Origin of the sequence: Kitasatospora sp. NPDC056076 (assembly GCF_042266305.1) — a bacterium.
GTDB lineage: Bacteria > Actinomycetota > Actinomycetes > Streptomycetales > Streptomycetaceae > Kitasatospora.
On sequence record NZ_JBHJWG010000013.1, the window covers coordinates 54,825 to 74,398 of the forward strand.

General features: G+C 75.5%; 12 protein-coding genes. 11 read left to right on the forward strand and 1 reads right to left on the reverse strand.

Features of this window, described 5'->3' with window-relative positions; all coding sequences use genetic code 11:
• The first annotated feature begins 81 nt into the window (after positions 1–81).
• From ACFC1T_RS13295 to ACFC1T_RS13340, 10 genes are all read left to right on the forward strand, one after another.
• Positions 82–1,536: a hypothetical protein gene (locus ACFC1T_RS13295; RefSeq protein ID WP_375887504.1), complete on the forward strand. Its 1,455-nt coding sequence runs from the start codon at positions 82–84 to the stop codon at positions 1,534–1,536.
• A 2-nt stretch (positions 1,537–1,538) separates the two neighbouring features.
• Positions 1,539–2,822 carry a type III PLP-dependent enzyme gene (locus ACFC1T_RS13300; protein WP_375887506.1) on the forward strand — a complete coding sequence of 428 codons (1,284 nt, stop codon included), beginning with the start codon at positions 1,539–1,541 and terminating at the stop codon, positions 2,820–2,822.
• 136 nt (positions 2,823–2,958) lie between these two features.
• A complete protein-coding gene (locus ACFC1T_RS13305; RefSeq protein ID WP_375887509.1) occupies positions 2,959–3,222 on the forward strand; it encodes an acyl carrier protein in 264 nt (87 codons plus the stop codon).
• A 2-nt stretch (positions 3,223–3,224) separates the two neighbouring features.
• Entirely contained in the window at positions 3,225–4,130 is a 906-nt protein-coding gene (locus ACFC1T_RS13310) for a hypothetical protein (protein ID WP_375887512.1), read from the forward strand.
• Complete coding sequence (locus tag ACFC1T_RS13315) at positions 4,127–4,930, forward strand: hypothetical protein (protein WP_375887513.1); 804 nt, start codon at positions 4,127–4,129, stop codon at positions 4,928–4,930. Before ACFC1T_RS13310 ends, ACFC1T_RS13315 begins: the two co-directional genes overlap by 4 nt.
• On the forward strand, positions 4,927–6,087 hold the full coding sequence (locus ACFC1T_RS13320) for an acyl-CoA dehydrogenase family protein (RefSeq protein ID WP_375887516.1): 1,161 nt from the start codon (positions 4,927–4,929) through the stop codon (positions 6,085–6,087). Before ACFC1T_RS13315 ends, ACFC1T_RS13320 begins: the two co-directional genes overlap by 4 nt.
• A gap of 266 nt (positions 6,088–6,353) precedes the next feature.
• Positions 6,354–6,941 (forward strand): 4'-phosphopantetheinyl transferase family protein, encoded by a 588-nt coding sequence (locus tag ACFC1T_RS13325; protein ID WP_375887518.1) that lies wholly within the window; start codon positions 6,354–6,356, stop codon positions 6,939–6,941.
• Between the two features lie 70 nt (positions 6,942–7,011).
• Positions 7,012–9,318, forward strand: a complete 2,307-nt coding sequence (locus ACFC1T_RS13330; RefSeq protein ID WP_375887521.1) for an MMPL family transporter — start codon at positions 7,012–7,014, stop codon at positions 9,316–9,318.
• Between the two features lie 244 nt (positions 9,319–9,562).
• Positions 9,563–9,853 (forward strand): helix-turn-helix transcriptional regulator, encoded by a 291-nt coding sequence (locus tag ACFC1T_RS13335; protein WP_375887523.1) that lies wholly within the window; start codon positions 9,563–9,565, stop codon positions 9,851–9,853.
• A gap of 134 nt (positions 9,854–9,987) precedes the next feature.
• Positions 9,988–10,746, forward strand: a complete 759-nt coding sequence (locus ACFC1T_RS13340) for a BTAD domain-containing putative transcriptional regulator (protein ID WP_375887525.1) — start codon at positions 9,988–9,990, stop codon at positions 10,744–10,746.
• A 38-nt stretch (positions 10,747–10,784) separates the two neighbouring features.
• Here ACFC1T_RS13340 and ACFC1T_RS13345 read toward each other — a convergent pair whose 3' ends face one another.
• Entirely contained in the window at positions 10,785–18,224 is a 7,440-nt protein-coding gene (locus ACFC1T_RS13345; RefSeq protein WP_375887528.1) for an amino acid adenylation domain-containing protein, read from the reverse strand.
• 255 nt (positions 18,225–18,479) lie between these two features.
• Here ACFC1T_RS13345 and sbnA point away from each other — a divergent pair, with 255 nt between their 5' ends.
• Positions 18,480–19,535 (forward strand): 2,3-diaminopropionate biosynthesis protein SbnA, encoded by a 1,056-nt coding sequence (gene sbnA / locus ACFC1T_RS13350; RefSeq protein ID WP_375887530.1) that lies wholly within the window; start codon positions 18,480–18,482, stop codon positions 19,533–19,535.
• The last annotated feature ends 39 nt before the right edge of the window (positions 19,536–19,574 follow it).

Sequence of the window (19,574 nt, forward strand, 5' to 3'; positions counted from 1 at the left end):
GCCCTCCCGTACCGACGGGCCGGTCGAGCACCGGCCGGCCCGTCGGGCACCGGGCGCACACGAGAAACGGACGAGGTCGACATGCACCTTCCCTCCGCCGGCTTCGGCGCGCGGCTCAAGCGCGCGGTCACCGGCTCCGCGGACACCCCGCTGGTGTTCCTGGGCAACTTCGAGGTGGAGAACCACTGGGCGCTCGGCGAACCGGCCCTGCCCCGGGTCGCCTCGCACGCGGGCAGCGCGGTGGTCAACCGGATGGACGAGTTCACCCTGCTGCTCGGCGGCAAGGGCGACCACGTCGTGCTCAAGACCGCACCGGACGAGGGCTACCGCGCCTACCTGGAAGGCCTCGGCCTCGCCCTGCCCGCCGTGCACGTGGTGGCCGCCCAGGACCCGCAGCGCACGGTCAGCGAGGACGCCCTCGCCGACCCCGCCCTGCTCGACGCCCTGGCCGGGCTCACCGCCGAGGGCGCCCGGCTGACCGCCCACGGTGTCTCGGCGGTCGAGGAGCAACTGGCCGCCCGTACCGGGCTCGCCCTGGCCGCCCCCGCCGCCGCCGTGTGCAAGCGGGTCAACAGCAAGGTGTACAGCCGCCGCCTCTCCGACGAACTGGGCATCCGCCAGGCCCGCGGCTGGGCCTGCGAGACCCTGGCGGAGCTGGCCGAAGCGGTGGCCGCGGCCGGTGAACTGCTGGCCGCCGGGCGCACGGTGGTGCTCAAGGACGCCTTCGGGGTGTCCGGCAAGGGCATCGTGGTGCTGGACTCCGCGGCCCGGCTCGGCCGGCTGCACCGGATGGCCGTCCAGCAGGCCGAGAAGGCCGCCCGGAGCGGGGGCGGGGAGCCGCGCACCGCGCTGGTGGTCGAGGAGTGGGTCGCCAAGCGCTGCGACCTCAACTACCAGTTCACCGTGGGCCGGGACGGCTCGGTGCACTTCGACTTCGTCAAGGAGCTGCTCACCGAGGGCGGCGTGCACAAGGGCCACCGCATCCCGGCCCGGCTCTCCGGGCGACAGGTCGAGGAGATCGCCGCGACGGCGCTGCGGCTCGGCGAACGGCTCGCCGCGGACGGCTACTTCGGCGTGGTCGGGGTGGACGCGATGGTCGACCCGGACGAGGGGCTGTACCCGGTGATCGAGATCAACGCCCGGAACAACATGTCCACCTACCAGAACGTGGTGCACGAGGGCGGCCTGGCCGGGCCGGGGGACGTCGCCGTCGCCCGGCACTACCCGCTGCGGCTGACCCGCCCGCTGCCCTTCGCCGGGATCGCCGCGGTGCTGGACGGGCTGCTGCTGGACGGGCTCTCGCCGACCGGGCTGCCGTCGGGCGGGCTGCCGTCGGGCGAGCGGTCCGCGCGGCCGCGCGGGCTGTTCGTCAACAACTACGCCACCGTGAACGCCGCGCACGGAACGGCCGCGGACGGCCCGGAGGGCTTCGAGGGCCGGCTGTACGGCGTCCTGGTCGGCGGCTCCGACGAGGAGATCGCGGCGATCGACACCGACATCACCCGCCGCCTCGCGGCCTTCCCGGAACGGAGCTGAGCGTGAGCGTCGCATTCGAGGTGCAGGGCCTCGGGATCACCGAGCTGGCCGAGGAGTTCGGCACCCCGCTGTACCTGTACGACGGCGAGGAGATCACCACCCGCTTCCGGGGCCTGCGCGCGGCGCTGCACCCCGCGCTGGAGGTCTTCTACTCGTTGAAGGCCAACCCCAACATCTCGGTCTGCGCCCTGCTGCACAGCTGCGGCGCCCGCGCCGAGGTGTCCTCGCTGACCGAGCTGGTCACCGCCCAGCGGGCCGGGGTGCGCCCGGAGGACATCATCTTCCTCGGCCCCGGCAAGAGCCGCGCCGAGGTGGCCGCCTGCCTGGACCAGTCGATCCACGCGATCGTCTGCGAGTCGGTCGGGGAGCTGGGCCTGATCGACGAGCTGGCGGCCGAGCGCGGCGTCGTCGCGCGGGTCGCGCTGCGGGTCAACCCGAGCTTCCAGGTGAAGGGTTCGGGCCTGACCATGGGCGGCAAGCCGCGCCAGTTCGGCACCGACGAGGAGCTGCTGCTGGCCGAGGGCCGCGGCCTGGTCGGCCGCTACCCGCACCTGCGGCTGATGGGTGTCCAGGTCTACCTGGGCACCCGGATCCTGTCCGAGGAGTCGGTGGTCGAGAACACCCGGCGGATCCTCGACCTGGCCGAACGGCTCGCCGCAGAGCTGGACTTCCCGCTGGAGACGGTGGACGTCGGCGGCGGCCTCGGCATCGCCTACTTCGACAACGAGAAGGACCTCGACGTCACCGCGCTGGCGGCCGGACTCAACCCGCTGATCGAGGACTTCGCCGAGCGGCACCCCGACACCCGGCTGATCATGGAGCTGGGCCGCTTCCTGGTCGCCGCCTCCGGCACCTACGTGACCAGGGTGCGGTACACCAAGACCTCGATGGGCGAGAACTTCGCGGTCACCGACGGCGGCACCAACCACCACATGGCGGCGGTCGGCATCGGCTCGTACGTCAAGCGCAACTTCCCGATGGCCGCGCTGGAACGGCTGGACGAGCCGGCCACCGAGCCCTGGCACGTCACCGGGCCGCTGTGCACGCCCAACGACGTGATCGGCAAGAAGGTCCCGATGCCGCCGCTGCGGCCCGGCGAGCTGATCGGCGTGCAGCGCTCCGGCGCGTACGGGCCGACCGCCTCGCCGGTGCACTTCCTGAGCCACGGCTACCCGGCCGAGGTGCTGGTCCTGGACGGCCGGGCGCACCTGGTCCGGGAGCGCGACGACGTGGGCGCCCTGCTGGCCGGCCAGCGGCTGTACCGGCCGGTCGGGCAGGACGACTGACCCGCCGCCCGCCGCCCCGCGCCCCGTCGCGCACCGCCCCACAGCGCCCCACCCCACAGCGCCCGACCAGACAGCGCCCCACCACCCACCCACCCGGCCGTCGACCGGCGGCCGGGAGCAGAGCGAGGAGCACCGCATGAGCGAGACCGCGACCGACCCCAGGTTCGTCGAGGCCGTCCGCAAGGGCCTCTCGGAGGTCCTCAACAAGGACGTGTCCGGCGCCGACGAGAACGTCCGCCTCTTCGACGAGCTGGGCCTGGACTCCAGCAGCGCGCTCGAACTGCTCATCACCATCGAGGAGATCCTCGACGTGCAGTTCGACGCCGACGAGCTGGACATGACCCACTTCGAGACGGTGGGCTCGCTGGCCGGCTTCGTCGCCGAGGAAGCGGGCGCCTGACCGTGTTCCGCGCGACCGCAGCCGTCCGGCCCCCGCACCCGACCGGTCCCCCGGCCCTGCCCCGACTGGTCCGGGCGGCCGGGTACGCCCCGCCGGGGCGGAGCACACCGTACCGGCCGGGGGACGCGCGGGAGGAGTTCTACCAGGAGCTCGGGGCGCCGTACCGGGTCTCCTTCGACCGCGCCCAGTTCGCCGCCGCCGGGCGGCGCACCTCGGTGGAACTGGCGTACGGCGCGCTGGACGCACTGGGGCCGCTGGACCGGGAGGACGCCCCCGAGCTGGCGGTGATCGCCTACGCCGCACCGGACTTCGAGCACACCGAGCTGGTCGCCTCCTGCGTCCGGCGGCGGCTGCCCGGCGGGCCGCTCGCCTTCGCGCTGTCCGACCAGGGCCCGCTGACACCGTTCAGCGCGCTGCGGGTGGCCGTGGAGTACGCCCGGCGGTGCGGCTGGTCGCGCCTGCTGCTGCTGACCGTGGACCAGGGCACCCAGCCGTTCCCGCTGCCCGCCGGGCCGTCCCCGGCCGAGCTGCGCGGCGACGCGGCCGTGGCACTGCTGCTGCGCTGGGAGGGCGGCGACCGGCCGCTCGGCGGCCAGGCCCAGGGGCGGCCAGGGCCCGGGCTGTTCGCCCACTGGCCGACGGGCGCCGCCGTGGCGGCCGGCTCCGGCCTCGCCGACTGCCCCGAACTTCCTTTACGGGAGGGCCCGTTGACCGAAGGGGAGGTCGGACGCCCGGCCACCGGGAGCTGGGCCGCCCTGCTCGACGCCGTGGCCCGCACCGGGGCCGTCGGCACCGGTGCCGCCGACACCGGGGACGCCGGCCGGCCGGTCGTGGTCGCCGACTACGACCGGGACCGCGACGTCCTGGCCTACTGCACGCTCGACACCGGGGAGTTGAGACACGGATGACCGTTCCGGCCGAGGTACGGGAGCACTGGCGGGAGGCCCGGGCGAACGCCCGCAGCAACGGCCTCGTCCCCGCGCTCACCCTGCTGTCCCGGGCGCTCTCCCCCGGTGCGCCGCCGCGCGGGCCGCGCGGCCACGCCGTGGTGCCCCGCGAACTCCTGAACGGCTACCGGGGGTCGACCCCGGACCCGGCACCCGCCCCCGGGCCCGCCCCGGCCCCCGGCCTGACCGTCCTCCCGCCCGCCGCCGCCACGGCGGCCGACCCCGGACCCGCCGGGGCGGACCCGCACACCTGGGCCACCGCCCTGGCCTGGCTGCGGCTCGGCGCCTCCGAACGGCTGCGCGAGGCCTGCGTCGCCCACCTCGCCGCCCGCACCGTCGAAGGCACCTCGCTGCTGCTCCAGCAGCTGGTCAAGGGCGCGCTCGCCGACGCCCTGATCGAGCAGTTGGAGATCGCCGGCGTGCTGGACGACCTGGCCACCGACCCCGACGAGGCGGACGCCCACCCCCTGGGCACCCACCCCCTGGACGCCCGCGCCCTCGCCCGGCTGCAGGCGCAGATCACCGAGGTCGACCGCGCCCTGCTGCGACTGCTCGGCGCGCACGGCTTCACCGCCGACGGGCCCGGCCGGGACGCCCACGCCTCCGAACTGCTCGCCGACGCCTACTGCGGCTGGCCCGGCCCGGCCGCGCCCCATCCGTCCGAGTCCCACCCGTCCGAGCCCCACCTGTCCGCACCCCACCCGTCCGAGGACGAGGGCCCCCGCGGCCCGGCCCGCGACACCGCCGGGAGAACGCCGTGAGCATCCTGCCCGAGCCCCTGCGGACCGCCCAGCGCCACGTCCGCCGGTGGGCCGACGAACTCCGGGCCGGCGCCCTCGAACTGGACCGCGACCCGGAGGCCGTCCACCGCTCCCTGGACCTGCCCGCCGTCCGCTTCCTGGCCGGCCACCTCACGCCCCCGGGCTGGGACCGCGTCGGCCCCGAGCCCGGCAGCGGCCCCGCACACGGCCTGGCCACCCTGGAGCGGGCCGTGCTGTGCGAGGAACTGGCCCGCGGCGACGCCGGGATGATGCTCGGCGCCCCCGGCCCCTCGATGACCGGGGTGCTGCTGGGCGTGCTCGGCAGCCCGGCCCAGCGCGAACGGGTGTACGGCCGGCTGGCCGAGCGCCCGCGCTGGACCTGCTTCGCCCTCACCGAACCGGACCGCGGCTCCGCCATCGGCGAGATGACCACCACGCTGACCCCGCTGGGCGACGGCTCGTACCGGCTGGACGGCGAGAAGCGCTACGTCGGCAACGCGGCCCGGGCGGACCTGGGCGTGGTGTTCGCCCGGGTCGCGGGGACGGAGCGGCTCGGCGTGCTGGCCGTCCTGGTGGACGCCGCCGACCCCGGCTACCGGGCCGAGCCGCTGCCCACCCTGGGGCTGCGCGGGGTGCAGTTGAGCCGGCTGGTCCTCGACGGGGTGCACGTCCCGGCCGACCGGGTGCTGGGCGCCCACCTGCCGCCCACCCGGCGCGGGATGTGGGGCATCGTCTCGGTCTTCAACCGGCTGCGGCCGACCGTCGCCGCCGTCGCCCTCGGCATCGCCCGGGCCGCGCACGACTACGTCGGCGAGAACCGCGGGGAACTGCGCGGCGCGGAACGGGACGCCCACGAGGAGCTGGGCCGACGGATCGACGCCGCCCGACGGTTGACCCACCGCGCGGCGCTCGCGGTGGACCGCCGCCCCTCCGACGGGTACCTCGCCTCGGCCGCGAAGGCGCGCGCCTGCCAGGTCGCCGAGGAGGTCACCCTGCGCGCGCCCGGCTTCTTCGGCCCCGGCGCCCGGCTGGACCACCCCCTGCTGGACAAGCTGGCCCGGGACGCCCGCGGGGTGGAGTTCATGGAGGGGACCAGGAACGTCCAGAAGCTCAACCTCTTCCAGGGGCTGCACACCGGAAAGGTGGACCGGCTCTGAACCGGCACGGACCGGCGCCGCACACGACGGGCGCGGCACCGGACCGGGCCCGGGGGACCGTCGAGGTCTGGCACATCCCGCTGTCCGGCGGCCGGACGGCCGACCCAGCCCACCCCGGCCGACCCGACCACTTCGGCCACCCCAGCCCCCTCGCCCACCCCGGCCCCCCGGCCCGGCCCGACCTCGCGGCGCTGGAGCGCCTGCTCGACCCGGAGGAGCGGGCCCGGGCCCGCAGCGGCCTGCTGCCCGGGCTGCGGCGCCGCTTCGTGGTCGCGCACGCCGCCACCCGGATCCTGCTCGGCGCCCGGCTGGGCCGCCCGCCGGAGCGGCTGCGCTTCACCCGCGGCCGCTGGGGCAAGCCGGCCGTCGCGGACGCGCCCGGCCTGCATTTCAGCCTGTCCCACTCGGGGGAGCTGGCCCTGCTCGCGGTGGCCCGGCGGCCGGTCGGGGTGGACCTCGAACTGCTCCGCTCCGGGCGGGACGTCGAACGGCTGTCACGGCGCTTCTTCCCCTGCCACGAACGCGAGTTGGTGGCCCGGGGCGGCCGCCCGGCGTTCGCCCGGCTGTGGACCAGGAAGGAGGCCTGCGTGAAGGCCTCGGGCGGGCGGCTCACCGAGGGCCTGGCGCTCCCGGTGGCCCACGCCGCCGCCCAGGCCACCGTGCACGCCCCGGCCCCGGGCGGGCTCGCCGGACCGTGGCGGGTCGCCGACCTGTTCCTGCCGCACGAGCCGGAGGCGTACGCCGGGTCGGTGGCCCTGCTCGGCGCCGGGCCCTTCGACGTCGCGTGGGGCGTGTGGTATCCAGGAGCACCCGCGGGATCCGGCCCCGAGCGGCGCCGACGGGGTGTCAAGTAGAGGAAACTCCCCCACGAATCGGCGTAGTTGCACCCGTGGCCGCGGGCCGGATCGTCACTAGATTCCTTCGGTGGGACGCACCGCACCGCGCGGCCGGGCCCCCGGCCCGCCCCGTACCGGGCCGGTCGACTCCGCCGAGGAGGAGGGGAACGTGATCGTGGAAGGCAGGAACGTGATCACCAGGGCGGCCCGGTGGAGCGCGGTCCACCCGTGGTGGGCGATCGCGCTCTGGGTGGCGTTCGTGGTCGGCGCGCTGGTGGTCGGCGGCCTCACCGGCACCCGGCAGGCCACCAACTCCGACCTCTCGATCGGCGAGTCCGGGCGGGCCGCCGCGATCGCCCGCACCGGCGGCCTCCAGGAGCGCGCCGTGGAGAACCTCCTGGTCAGCTCCTGGGGCGGTGGCCGGCTCGACCCGGTCCGGGCCCAGGCGGCCGTGGACGACGCCACCCGGGGCCTGCGCGGCCTCACCGGGATCGCCTCGATCGGCCGGCCGCTGCCCTCCCCGGACGGCTCCGCCCTGCTCGTGCCGGTCACCCTCGCCGGGGATCCGGAGACCGCGGCCGACCGGGTGCAGCCGCTGCTGGACGCCGTCGCCGGGGCCCGGCCGGGGCACGGCGACGTGCGGATGGAGCTGGTCGGCGCCGGTTCGATCAAGGCCGGGCTGAACGACATGCTGAGCAGGGATCTCGGCAAGGCGACCGTGCTCAGCCTGCCGGTCACCCTGCTGGTGATGGTCTTCGTCTTCGGCGCGATCGTCGCGGCGAGCGTCCCGGTGGTGCTCGGGCTGTCCTCGGTGCTCGCCGGGCTCGGGCTGTGGGGCGTCGCCTCGCAGGTGATCCCCGACCCGGGGCCGGTGACCCAGTTCATCGTCCTGATGGGCATGGCGATCGGCGTCGACTACTCGCTGTTCTACCTCAAGCGCCAGCGCGAGGAACGGGCCCTGGGGGCCGACAACACCGACGCGATCGAGATCGCGGCGGCCACCTCCGGGCACTCGGTGCTGGTCTCCGGCGTGGTGGTGCTGGTCTCGATGGCCGCGCTGTACTTCGCCGGGCACATCGCCTTCGAGTCGATGGCCACCGGTGCGGTGATCGTGGTCTCGATCGCCATCATCTCCTCGCTGACCGTGCTGCCGGCCATGCTGTCCCGGTTCGGCCGCTACCTGGACGCGCCCCGGGTGCCGCTGGTGTGGCGGCTCACCCGGAAGGGCGGGGTCAAGCCCCGGCTGTGGTCGACCATGCTCAAGCCCGCACTGCGCCACCCGGTGATCGCCCTGGTGGCCTCGGTGGCGGCGCTGCTGGTGCTGGCCCTGCCCGCGCTCGGGCTCAAGCTCAAGGCCACCGGGATCGACGACCTGCCCCGGTCGATGCCGGCCATGCAGTCCTACGAGCGGCTCACCCTCTCCTTCCCGAGCCAGTCCGACACCCACACCGTGGCGGCCCGGGTCCCGCCCGGTCACGCCCCCGAACTCAGCGCCGCCGTGCACGAGTTGGTGCGCCGCACGCTCAAGGACGGGCTCTTCGTCCACGACCCGGCACCGGTGGTGCGGACCTCGGCGGACGGCACGGTGGCCACGGTGGCGATCGGCACCCGGTTCGACAGCGGCTCGGCCCAGGCCCGCGCCTCACTGGCCCGGCTGCGCGGGGACCTCGCCCCGCAGACCCTCGGCGCGGTGGCGGGCGCCCAGTTCGCGGTCGGCGGCAGCGACGTGGCGTACGACGTGGACTACCGGGCGAACGTCATGGACAAGATGCCCTGGGTGCTCGGGGTGGCGCTGGCGCTGACCTTCCTGGTGATGGCGCTCGCCTTCCGCTCGGTCGTCCTCGCGCTGATCACCGTGGCGCTCAACCTGCTCTCCACGGCGGCCTCCTTCGGCGCGCTCGCGCTGATCTTCCAGCACACCTGGGCCGAGGGCCTGCTGCACTTCGAGTCCACCGGCCGGGTGGTGGCCTGGATGCCGCTGATGCTGTTCGTGATCCTGCTCGGGCTGTCCATGGACTACCACGTCTTCGTGGTCAGCCGGATCCGGGAGGCGGCCCGCGGCGGGCTCTCGCTGCGGGAGGCGGTCGAGCAGGGCATCACCCGCACCGCCGGGGTGGTCACCAGCGCGGCGGTGGTGATGGTCTGCGTGTTCGCCCTGCTGGCCTCGCTGAACTACATCGAGATGAAGCAGATGGGCGTGGGGATGGCCTGCGCGGTGCTGCTGGACGCGACGGTGATCCGGATCGTGGTGCTGCCGGCGGTGGTCACCCTGCTCGGCTGGAAGACCTGGTGGCCCTCCCGACTGGCCCGCCAGTCGGTCGCCAGGGCACCGCGGATGCCCTCGGTCGTCGCCGCCGCGACCGCCGCGGCGGCGGCCCGCACGACGCTCCCGTAACACCTCCGGCGGCGCGCGCGACACTTCGGCAACAGCCGTCACTCCCGGCCGCCTTGGTGCGTGTACGGCGCCACCGATCAAGCCCTGCAAGGGGTTTGACGCCGCACTGCCAGCGGTGGTTTGTTACGGGAGTTGTTGAATCGCAAACGCGTTCGCGGGTGCGCGGATCGCCTCCCCGACGGGAGGACGACGCTCCCGCGGTGGGACGCGCCACGGAAGCGGGGGCGGTTGTCGGTGGTGGGGCATGCACGGTGACGGCGGCCTCGCCTCGGCGCGCTGGCGCCACGAACTCGCCCGGGTGGGCACGCTCTCGGGCCGGGAGCGGCAGGTCTTCGACCTGATCGGGGCGGGCCACTCCAACCGCGGGATCGCCGACCGGCTGCACGTCACCGAGCGCACGGTGAAGGCCCATGTCGCGAGCGTCCTGGCCAAGTTGGGTGTGGAGTCCCGGCTCCAGGCAGGCCTGGTGGCCCAGGTCCACCAACTCATGTACGAAGGTACATGGCCGGATGAGCCACCGGTGTCCGATACTTGACCGGCGCGAATGATACCCGGGCTTTCCCCCTTTTCAGTCCCCTTCAAACAAGCCGACCGCTTCCGACGGTGGCGCCAGGAGGGCACAACGGACAAGCTTGTGGCTGGAGTTCACCGCTAGGGACGGGGAATTTGGTGCACATCTCCATACTGGGCCCACTGCTGATCGGCGACGGTCCGCGCACCGTGGGCTTACGGGCGAAGAAGAACCGCGTCATGCTCACCATGCTCGCTCTGAACGCCGGTCAGGTGGTCGCCTTCGACGAACTGATCGACGAACTGTGGGGCGAGGCGCCGTTGAAGAACGCGCGCAACGCCCTGCAGGCCAACGTCAAGCGCATGCGGAAGTCCTTGGCCGAACTCGGCCTGGAAAGACCGGACCGGGAACTCATCCGGACCGTCGACAACGGCTACCTGCTGACGGTCCCGGAGGAGGCGGTCGACGCGTACCGCTTCCTGCGGACGGCGGAGAAGGGCGCGGGGCTGGTCGAACACCGGCCGTACGAAGCGATGGACACCCTCCGGTCGGCGCTCGCGATGTGGCGCGGACCGGCCCTGCTCGACACCAGCGACGGGCCGTGGTGCAGAGCCGTCGCCCTGCGGCTGGACGAGCAGCGCAAGACCGCCCGCGAGGACCTGATCGCGGCGCAGCTGCAGGCGGGTGAGGCGGGTGCGGTGGTCGCCGAACTCAAGCAGCTGCTCGCCCAGTACCCCGAACGGGAGCGGTTCAGCGAGCAGTTGATGATCGCGCTGTACCGCTGCGGCCGCCAGTCGGAGGCCGTCGACATCTTCCACCGCACCCGCAAGTGGCTGGACGAGGAGCTGGGGCTCAAACCGAGCCGCCGGCTCCACCACCTGTACCAGGCGATCCTGATGCAGGACCCGTCGCTGTGACCCCGGGGTGAGGGCAGCTCACCCCGGGGTCACGGGCGTCAGCGGAGGCGGCGCAGGGCGGCATCGGTGATCCCGCCGATCCGCCCGGCCGCCTCCGCGTGCAGCATCTCCTCGTGGCCGCACGGCACCCGGTGCACCGTGACCGGGCCGCCGAGGTGCGGCCGCCAGCGGTCGGCGGCGTCGTCGCACTCGGCCCGTACAGCCCCGTCGGTCCCGTCGGCGCCCGTGGCGACGAACAGCAGCAGCGGGCCGTCGAACCACCCGGGGGTGAACTCCCGGGCGATGTCGGTGTGGTGGCGCATCACGACCATCAGCCGGGCCAGCTCCGCCCCGTCGACGCCGCCACCGGCCGCGTGGTGGGCCAGGAAGGCGGCGCGGATCTCCTCGTCGGTCGGGTCCGGGTCGCCCGGGTGCACCGGCCGCACGTCCAGCGCCGCCAGGAAGGCCACCGGCTCCCCCGCCGCCCGGAGTTGGACGGCCAGCTCGTGCGCGACCAGCCCGCCGAAGGACCAGCCCAGCAGGTGGTACGGGCCGTGCGGCTGCACCGCCCGGATCCGGGCCAGGTACGCGGTGGCCAACTCCCGTACGCCGACCGGCTTCCGCCACTGCCCGGCCGGCGCCGCGATGCCGTCGGACTGCAGCGCGTGCACCGGCCGCTCCGGGTCCAGGTGCGCGGCCAGTGCGGCGTACGGCAGGCCGAAGCCGACCCCGCCGTGCACGCAGAACAACGGCTCGGCGCTGCCGCCGGGCCGGATCGCCAGCACCGGCTCCAGCAGTGCCGCCGGGAGCGGCCCGCCCCCGGTCCCGATCTCGACACCCGTCCCGATCTCGATCCCCGTCCCGACACCGACACCGGCACCAGCACCAGCACCAGCACCAGCACCAGCACCAGCACCGGTAACGCCCGGCCCGGGAGCCGCGGCGGGCCGGGCGACGGCCGCCAGGGCCGCCACCGTCCGGTGGGTGAACACGTCGGCCAAGGAGAGGGTCAGCCCGGCCTTCGCCGCCCGGCCGACGACCTGCACCGAGCGCAGGCTGTCGCCGCCGAGCGCGAAGAAGTCCCCGTCCGCGTCGACCCGATCGAGTCCGAGCAGTTCCCCGAAGACGGCCGCCAGGACCTCCTCGGCGGGCGTGCCCGGCGGCCGTCCCGAGGGCGCGGGGTCCGGCTCCGCCCCCGGCTCGGGCAGGGCGCCGACGTCCAGCTTGCCGTTGGCGGTCAACGGCAGCGCGGGCAGCGTCACCAGGGCGGACGGGACCATGTGCGCGGGCAGCGACTCACCGAGGAAGGCCCGCAGCACCGGCCCGTCCACAGCGGCCACCCCGGGCAGCGGCACCACGTAGCCGACCAGCCGCGGCGCCCCGGTCCGGGTGGGCCGGACCCGCACCGCGGCCTGCACCACCACCGGGTGCCGGGCCAGCGCGGCCTCGATCTCGCCGAGCTCGATCCGGAAGCCGCGCAGCTTGACCTGGTGGTCCGCCCGGCCGACGTGCTCCAGGGCGCCGTCCGCCCGGCGCCGGACCAGGTCCCCGGTGCGGTACATCCGGCTGCCGGGCGGGCCGTACGGGTCCGCGACGAAGCGTTCGGCGGTCAGGCCGGGGCGCCCCCGGTAGCCCCGGGCGAGGCCGGCCCCGGCGAGGTACAGCTCACCGGTGACGCCGACCGGCGACGGGGTCAGCGCCGCGTCCAGCACGTACGCCCGGTGGCCGCCGAGCGGGCGGCCGATCGGCGGGCGGGCGTCGCCGGGGCGCAGCCGCTCGCTCCAGGTGGCGCAGACCGAGGCCTCGGTCGGGCCGTAGGCGTTGCGCAGGTCGAGCCGCCCGGCGAGCCGGTCGACCAGGGCGGGCGGGCAGGCCTCGCCGCCGACCGCGAGCAGCAGGCCGGCGGGCAGCGGTGCGTCCTCAGGCAGGCCGGCCGCGACGGTGGGCGGCAGGATCGCGTGGTCGACCGCGTGCTCGGCCAGCAGGGCGGCCAGCTGCTCCCCGGCGAGCCGGCTCTCGTCGGTGGCGAGCACCAGGGTGCCGCCGGTGCACAGCGAGGCGGCCAGCTCCCACACCGTGGCGTCGAAGCTGAACGAGGCGAACTGCAGCACCCGGCGGCCGGGCCCGAGCAGCCGGTGCAGTGCGCCGACCAGGTTGACCGCCCCGGCGTGCGGCACCGCGACGCCCTTGGGGCGGCCGGTGGAGCCCGAGGTGTAGATGACGTACGCGGTGTCCTGCGGGCTCAGCGGACGGGTGCGGTCGGCGTCGCCGGGGTCGGTGTCGGGGCGGGCGGCCAGGTCGGCGAGCGTGCCGGGGGCGTCCAGCGGGAGCGGGGTGACGCCCTCGGGCAGGGCCGCGCCCGCGGGCGGTTCCACCCCCTCGACGGTCAGCACCTGGGTGGGTGCCGCGTCGCCGAGCAGGTGGGCGATCCGCTCGGCCGGGTACTGCGGGTCCACCGGGAGGTAGGCGGCGCCGGTCTTGAGCACCGCCAGCAGGGCGACCACCAGCTGCGGGGAGCGCGGCAGCAGGAGCGCGACCACGTCGCCCGGGCCGGTCCGGCGGGCCAGCAGCAGGTGGGCGAGCCGGTTGGCCCGGGCGTTCAGCTCGCGGTGGTCCAGCCGCAGGGTGCCCGGCCCGGCCGGGACGGCGTCGGGGGCGATCAGCGCCGGACGGTCCGGGTGCCGGGCGGCGGCGTGCTCCAGCAGCGCGGGCAGGGTACGGGCGCCCGGCAGCACCGGCGAGGCCGGCGGGGTGTCCCACGCGGTGAGCAGGGCGTGCCGCTCCTCGGCGGTGAGCAGCTCCAGGGCGCTGAGCGGGGCGTCCGGGGTGCGGGCGGCGGAGGCGAGCAGGGTGGCCAGCGAGCGGAGCAGCCGGGCGGCGGTGTCGGCGGTGAAGAGGTCCTCGCGGTACTCCAGCAGGAGGTCCAGCCCGGCCGGGGAGCCGTCCGCGGCGGTGCGTTCGCGGACCTGGAAGGACAGGTCGAACTTGGCGGTGGTGGTGTCGATCGGCAGCACCTCGGCGCTCAGGCCGGGCATCGGCGGCAGCGGCCCCCCGAGCGCGCCGGGCACGCCGGGCACGCCGGGCACGCCGAGCGCACCGGTTCCCGCCGGGAGGCTCTCGAAGGCCAGCACCACCTGGAACAGCGGCTGGCGGCCCGTCGAACGGACCGGGTTGAGCTCCTCGACCAGGTGCTCGAAGGGCAGTTCGGCGTGCGCGAAGGCGGTCAGGTCGGTCTCCCGGACCCGCCCGAGCAGCTCCCGGAAGGCCGGGTCGCCCGAGGTGTCGGTGCGCAGCACCAGGGTGTTGACGAAGCAGCCGACCAGCTCCCGGACGGCCTCCTCGGAGCGCCCGGCCACCGGGCTGCCGAGCGGGATGTCGGTGCCGGCGCCGAGCCGGGTGAGCAGCGCGGCCAGGCCCGCCTGGACGGCCATGAAGGTGCTGGCACCGCCGGCCCGGGCGACTGCGGCGAGCCGGGCGTGCGCCGGGGCGGGCAGTCCACCGCGGACCTCGGCGCCGCGGTGGCCGGCCCGGGCCGGGCGCGGGAAGTCCGCAGGCAGCTCCAGCTCCTCCGGCAGGCCCGCCAACTCGGCTCGCCAGTAAGCCAGTTCGGAGGACGCCAGACTGTCCGGGTCGTCCTTGGCACCGAGCAGGGCGCGCTGCCAGAGCGTGTGGTCGGCGTACTGCACCGGCAGCGGCGGCCAGTCGGGCGCCCGGCCCCCGGAGCGGGCCCGGTAGGCGGTGGCCAGGTCGCGCACCAGCGGGCCGAGCGACCAGCCGTCGGCAGCGATGTGGTGCACGGTCAGCAGCAGCGCGTGGTCCTCCGGGCCGAGAACGAACAGCCTGGCCCGCAGCGGTACTTGGGCGGAGAGCCGGAACGGGCGGGCGGCCTCGGCGGCCAGCGCGGCGGGCAGCCCGGCCACGGCCGACTCCACCGACTCCAGTCCGCCGCCCGCGTGTTCGGCCTCGGCGGCGGTCAACACCAGCTGCCAGGGCAGCCCGTCCGCCTCCGCGAAGACCGTGCGCAGGCTCTCGTGCCGCTCCAGCACGTCCCGGACGGCGGCGGCCAGCGCACCCCGGTCCAGCGGGCCGCCCAGCCGGACGGCCAACGGGATGTGGTACGCGCCGGTCGGGCCGTCCATCCGGTCCAGGAACCAGAGCCGCTCCTGGGCGAAGGACAGCGGCACGGTGCCGGGCCGCTCGGCAGCCCCCAGCACCGGCCGCACCGGTCCCGCAGGCCTCGCCCCGACGGCCGCAGCCGCCCCGAGGGCCGCCGGCTCCGGCGGGCGGGCCAGCCCGCGGGCCAGGGCCTCCGCCGTCCGGGCGTCGAACAGCGCCCGCAGCGGGACGTCCGTGCCGAGCTCGGCCCGCAGCCGGTTCACCACCCTGGTCGCGGACAGCGAGTGCCCGCCGAGCGCGAAGAAGTCGTCGTCCGCGCCGACCCGCGCCAGCCCGAGAGCCTCGGCGAACACCGCGCAGAGCAGCTCCTCCCGCTCCCCCGCCGGCGGGCGCCCGCCGCCCGGGCGCTCCTCCGGCGGGGCGGGCAGGGCCTTGCGGTCGACCTTGCCGTTGGCGGTCAGCGGCAGTTCGTCCAGCGGGACGTACCGGGCCGGGAGCATGGACGCGGGCAGCAGCGCCGCCACCCGCTCGCGCAGCGCGTCGACGTCCACCCCGGCCGGGACCACGTGGGCGACCAGCCGCACGTCCCCGGCCCGGTCGGTGCCGGCCGTGACGACGGCCCGCCGCACACCGGGCTGCGCGGCCAGCACCGACTCGATCTCGCCCAGCTCGATCCGGTGCCCGCGGACCTTCACCTGGAAGTCGCCGCGCCCGCCGTACTCCAGCGCCCGGCCGGCCGCGTCCCAGCGGACGATGTCGCCGGTGCGGTACATCCGGCTGCCGGGCGGGCCGTACGGGTCGGCGGTGAAGCGCTCGGCGGTCAGGCCGGGGCGGCCCAGGTAGCCGCGGGCCAGGCCGGCCCCGGCCAGGTAGAGCTCGCCGAAGGTGCCGTCCGGGACGGGCCGCAGCGCGCCGTCCAGCACGTAGGCGCGGGTGTTGGCGATCGGGGTGCCGATCGGCGGCGGGCCGGACCGGTCCGCGGCCAGGGCGGCGGCGGTGGACCACACGGTGGTCTCGGTCGGCCCGTAGACGTTGGTCACCGAGGCGCAGTGCGCGGTCAGGGTGCGGGCCAGCGGCTCGGGCAGTGCCTCGCCGCCGACCAGGGCGCGCAGCCCCGCCAGGCGCGGGGCGTGCTCGGCGGCGAGCGACTGCCACAGGCTCGGGGTGGCCTGGAGGACGGTGGCGCCCAGACCGGTGACCGCCTCGGCGAGGGCGGCCGGGTCGCGGACGGTCTCCCGCTCGGCGAGCAGGAGTTCGGCGCCGGTGGCGAGTGGGACGAACAGCTCCAGGTTGGCGATGTCGAAGCCGAAGGTGGTGACGGCGAGCAGCCGGTCGGCCGGGGTGACGGCGAACCGACCGGCCATGTCCAGGACGAGGTTGACCAGCGCGGAGTGCGGCACCACGACGCCCTTGGGGCGGCCGGTGGAGCCCGAGGTGTGGATGACGTACGCGGGGTGGTCGCCGGCCGGCTCCCGCGCAACGCCGCGCCCGGCCGTCGGTGACGGAAGGCCGTCCGGCTCGTCCGGGTCGTCCGGCTCGCCCGGGTCGTCCGGGTCACCCGGGTCGCCCGGGTCGTCCAGGTCGTCCGGGTCGTCCAGGTCGTCCAGGTCGTCCAGGTCGTCCAGGACCCACAACGGGCCTTCGTCCGGCAGCAGTTCGCGTACCCGGCGGTGGGTGAGGGTGACCACCGGGGCGGCGTCGGCGAGCATGTGGTGCAGCCGTTCCACCGGGTGGTCCGGGTCCAGCGGCAGGTAGGCGGCCCCGGACTTGAGCACCGCCAGGGCGGCCACCACGAGGTCCACCGAGCGGTCCAGGGCGATCGCCACCACCCGCTCCGGTCCCGCCCCGGCGGCCGTCAGGCGCTCCGCCAACTCGTCGGCGCGGTCGTGCAGTTCGCGGTAGCTCAGCCGCTGCCCGGCGCACCGCACGGCGGGCGCGTCCGGGGTGCGGGCGGCCGTGTCGGCCAGCAGCGGGGCGAGCCAGGGGACGGTCGGCGCGGTCGCGGTGGCGTTGCGCCGCTCGACGACCAGGGCCCGTTCGGCCTCGTCCAGCAGGTCCAGGCGGCCGCAGGGCCGGTCGGGCGCGGCCACCGCGGCGGCCAGCAGCCGGGCGAAGCAGCGCCCGATCCGCCCGGCCTCGGCGGCGTCGACCAGGGTCGGCAGGTGGTTCACGGCGAGGCCGAAGGGCGTTCCGGGGAAGACGGTCAGGGTGAGCGGGAAGTCGGTGGCCGAGCGGATGTCGACGCCGGTCGGCCGGGGGCCGTCGCCCGGGTCCGGCCGCAGGCTGCCCATCGGGTAGTTCTGGAACATCAGGGCGGTGTCGAAGAGTTCGCCGCGCACGGCGGTGAGCTGCTGCACCTCGGCGAGGGTGAGGTGCTCGTGCGGCAGCAGCTCGGCCTGGGCGTGCTGGACGGCGGCGAACAGCTCGGCCGGGGTGCGCGCCGGATCGACGTCCACCCGCACCGGCAGGGTGTTGGCGAACAGCCCGACCATCCGCTCGACGTCCGCGAGCCCGGCCGGGCGGCCGGAGCTGACCGCGCCGAACAGCACGGTGTCCTGGCCGGTGAGCCGGGACAGCAGCAGCGCCCAGCAGCCCTGCACCACCGCGTTGACGGTCAGGCCGCGGGACCGGGCGAAGCCGGTCAGCGCCTCCGGCACGGCCGGGTCGAGGTCCAGCGGGACGGTCCGCGGCAGCGCGTCCGCGCCCTCGCCCCGGGTGCGGCCGGGCGGCACCAGCCGGGTCGGCTCGGTCACCCCGGCCAGTGCCGCACCCCAGGCGGTCCGGGCCGAGGCCCGGTCCTGGGCGGCGAGCCAGGCGAGGTGGGCGGGGTAGCGGGCGGCCGGGGGCAGCACGGTCGACGCGGCGCCCGCACCCGCACCCGCCCGGGCCAGTTCGGCGAGCTCACCGAGCAGGGTGACCATCGACCAGCCGTCCAGCAGGATGTGGTGGACGGTCCACAGCAACCGGCACCGCCCGTCCCCGGCCCGGGCCAGGGTGAGCCGGTGCAGCGGCGGGCGGGCCAGGTCGAAGCGGCGCAGCCGGTCCTCCTCGGCCAGCCGCTCGAACCCGGCGTCCGCCGCCGCCCCGGCGCCCGCCACCGCGACCTCCCGCCAGGGCAGCGCGACCGCGGTCGGCACCACCTGGACCGCCTCGCCGTTGCGGCGCGACCGGAAGCAGGCCTTGAGGTTCGGGTGCCGTTCCAGCAGCGCACCCGCCGCGGTGCGCAGCGACGCGGCCTCGGCGCCGGTCAGCGCCTCGAAGTCGAGCACCAGCTGAACGGTGTAGACGTCCGTGCCCGCGCGGTCGTACTCCGAGAGAAAGAGCAGTCCCTGTTGCAGCGGCGAGAGCGGAAGGACTTCACTGATGGCGGACGGCCGATTCAAACCGGGCTCCTCACGGAAGGCCCGCACAAGTGCGGTTCAAGTGCGGTGCACGTACGGAATAACAAACGTTTTCCGATCCCGCTGACGGTCAACTGACCGGCAACTGACGGATTGCCGGCGCACCCCGCCGAGCTGGGCGGACAACGGATCGGCGCGGCCCGTCAGCAGTCCGTCAGCCCTGCGTCAGCCCTTCGTCAGCGAGCGGCGGGAGGCTGGCCGCCGAGGCTAATTCGTCACCGAAGGCCAGGAGTCCCCGTGCCGGTCATTTCCGCGTCGCACGAATTCGAGGTCAGCGACCTCTTCGTGAATCTGCAGCCGATCTTCGGGCACCGCCTCTTCCTGAAAGTGGAGGGATTCAACTTCGCCGGGTCGATCAAGCTGAAGGCGGCCCGGGAAATGGTCGCCCGGGCCGAGGCGGCCGGCCTGCTGGGGCCCGGATCGACGCTGGTGGAGTCCTCCTCCGGGAACATGGGCGTGGCGCTGAGCGTGCTCGCCGCGGCGCGCGGCTACGGGTTCGTCTGCGTCACCGACTCCCGCTGCAACGAGGCCACCCGGCGGGCCATGGAGTCCTACGGCACCGAGGTGCACGTGATCACCGAGCCGCACCCGGTCGAGGGCTTCCTCGGCGCGCGGATCCGGCACGTCCGGGCGCTGCTGGCCGAGGACGAGCGGCGGGTCTGGCTCAACCAGTACCTCAGCCCGGGCAACTGGATGGCCCACTACCGCACCACCGCGCCCGCCATCGCCCGCCAGTTCCCGGACCTCACCGTGCTGTTCGTCGGCGCCGGCACCACCGGCACCCTGATGGGCTGCGCCCGGTACTTCCGGGAGCGCCGCCCGTCCGTCCGGGTGGTCCCGGTGGACAGCGTCGGCTCGGTCACCTTCGGTGCCCCGCCGGCCCCCCGACACATCCCCGGCCTGGGCACCAGCGTGCGCCCCCCGCTGCTGGACGACTCGCTGGTGGAGCTCCCGGTCCACGTCGAGGAGCGCGACACCGTGCGCACCTGCCGCGAACTGATGCGCGGCGGCTTCCTGTTCGGCGGCTCCACCGGGACGGCGGTGGGCGGGGCGCTGCGCTGGCTGGACGAGCACCACGGCGACGGCGCGGGCGGCGTGCGCGAGCGGGTGACGGCCGTGACCATCGCGCCGGACCTCGGCGAGCGCTACCTGGACACCGTCTACCACGACGAGTGGGTGGCCCGCGCGATCGGGCCGGAGGGCCTGCTGCCGGGCGTCGACCGTACGGGCCTCGGTGCCGGTGCGGGTGCGGGTGCGGGTGCCGACGCCGGGCTGCACGCGGTGACCGGCTGAGCCGGGGCGTTCCGACGGTTCCGAGAGTTGCCAGAGATT

What these genes read in the sequence shown, in the direction of transcription:
- ACFC1T_RS13315 (WP_375887513.1), top strand. Translation starts at nt 4,127, where the DNA reads ATGACCGTTCCGGCCGAGGTACGGGAGCACTGGCGGGAGGCCCGGGCG.
- ACFC1T_RS13335 (WP_375887523.1), top strand. Translation starts at nt 9,563, where the DNA reads ATGCACGGTGACGGCGGCCTCGCCTCGGCGCGCTGGCGCCACGAACTC.
- ACFC1T_RS13305 (WP_375887509.1), top strand. Translation starts at nt 2,959, where the DNA reads ATGAGCGAGACCGCGACCGACCCCAGGTTCGTCGAGGCCGTCCGCAAG.
- ACFC1T_RS13295 (WP_375887504.1), top strand. Translation starts at nt 82, where the DNA reads ATGCACCTTCCCTCCGCCGGCTTCGGCGCGCGGCTCAAGCGCGCGGTC.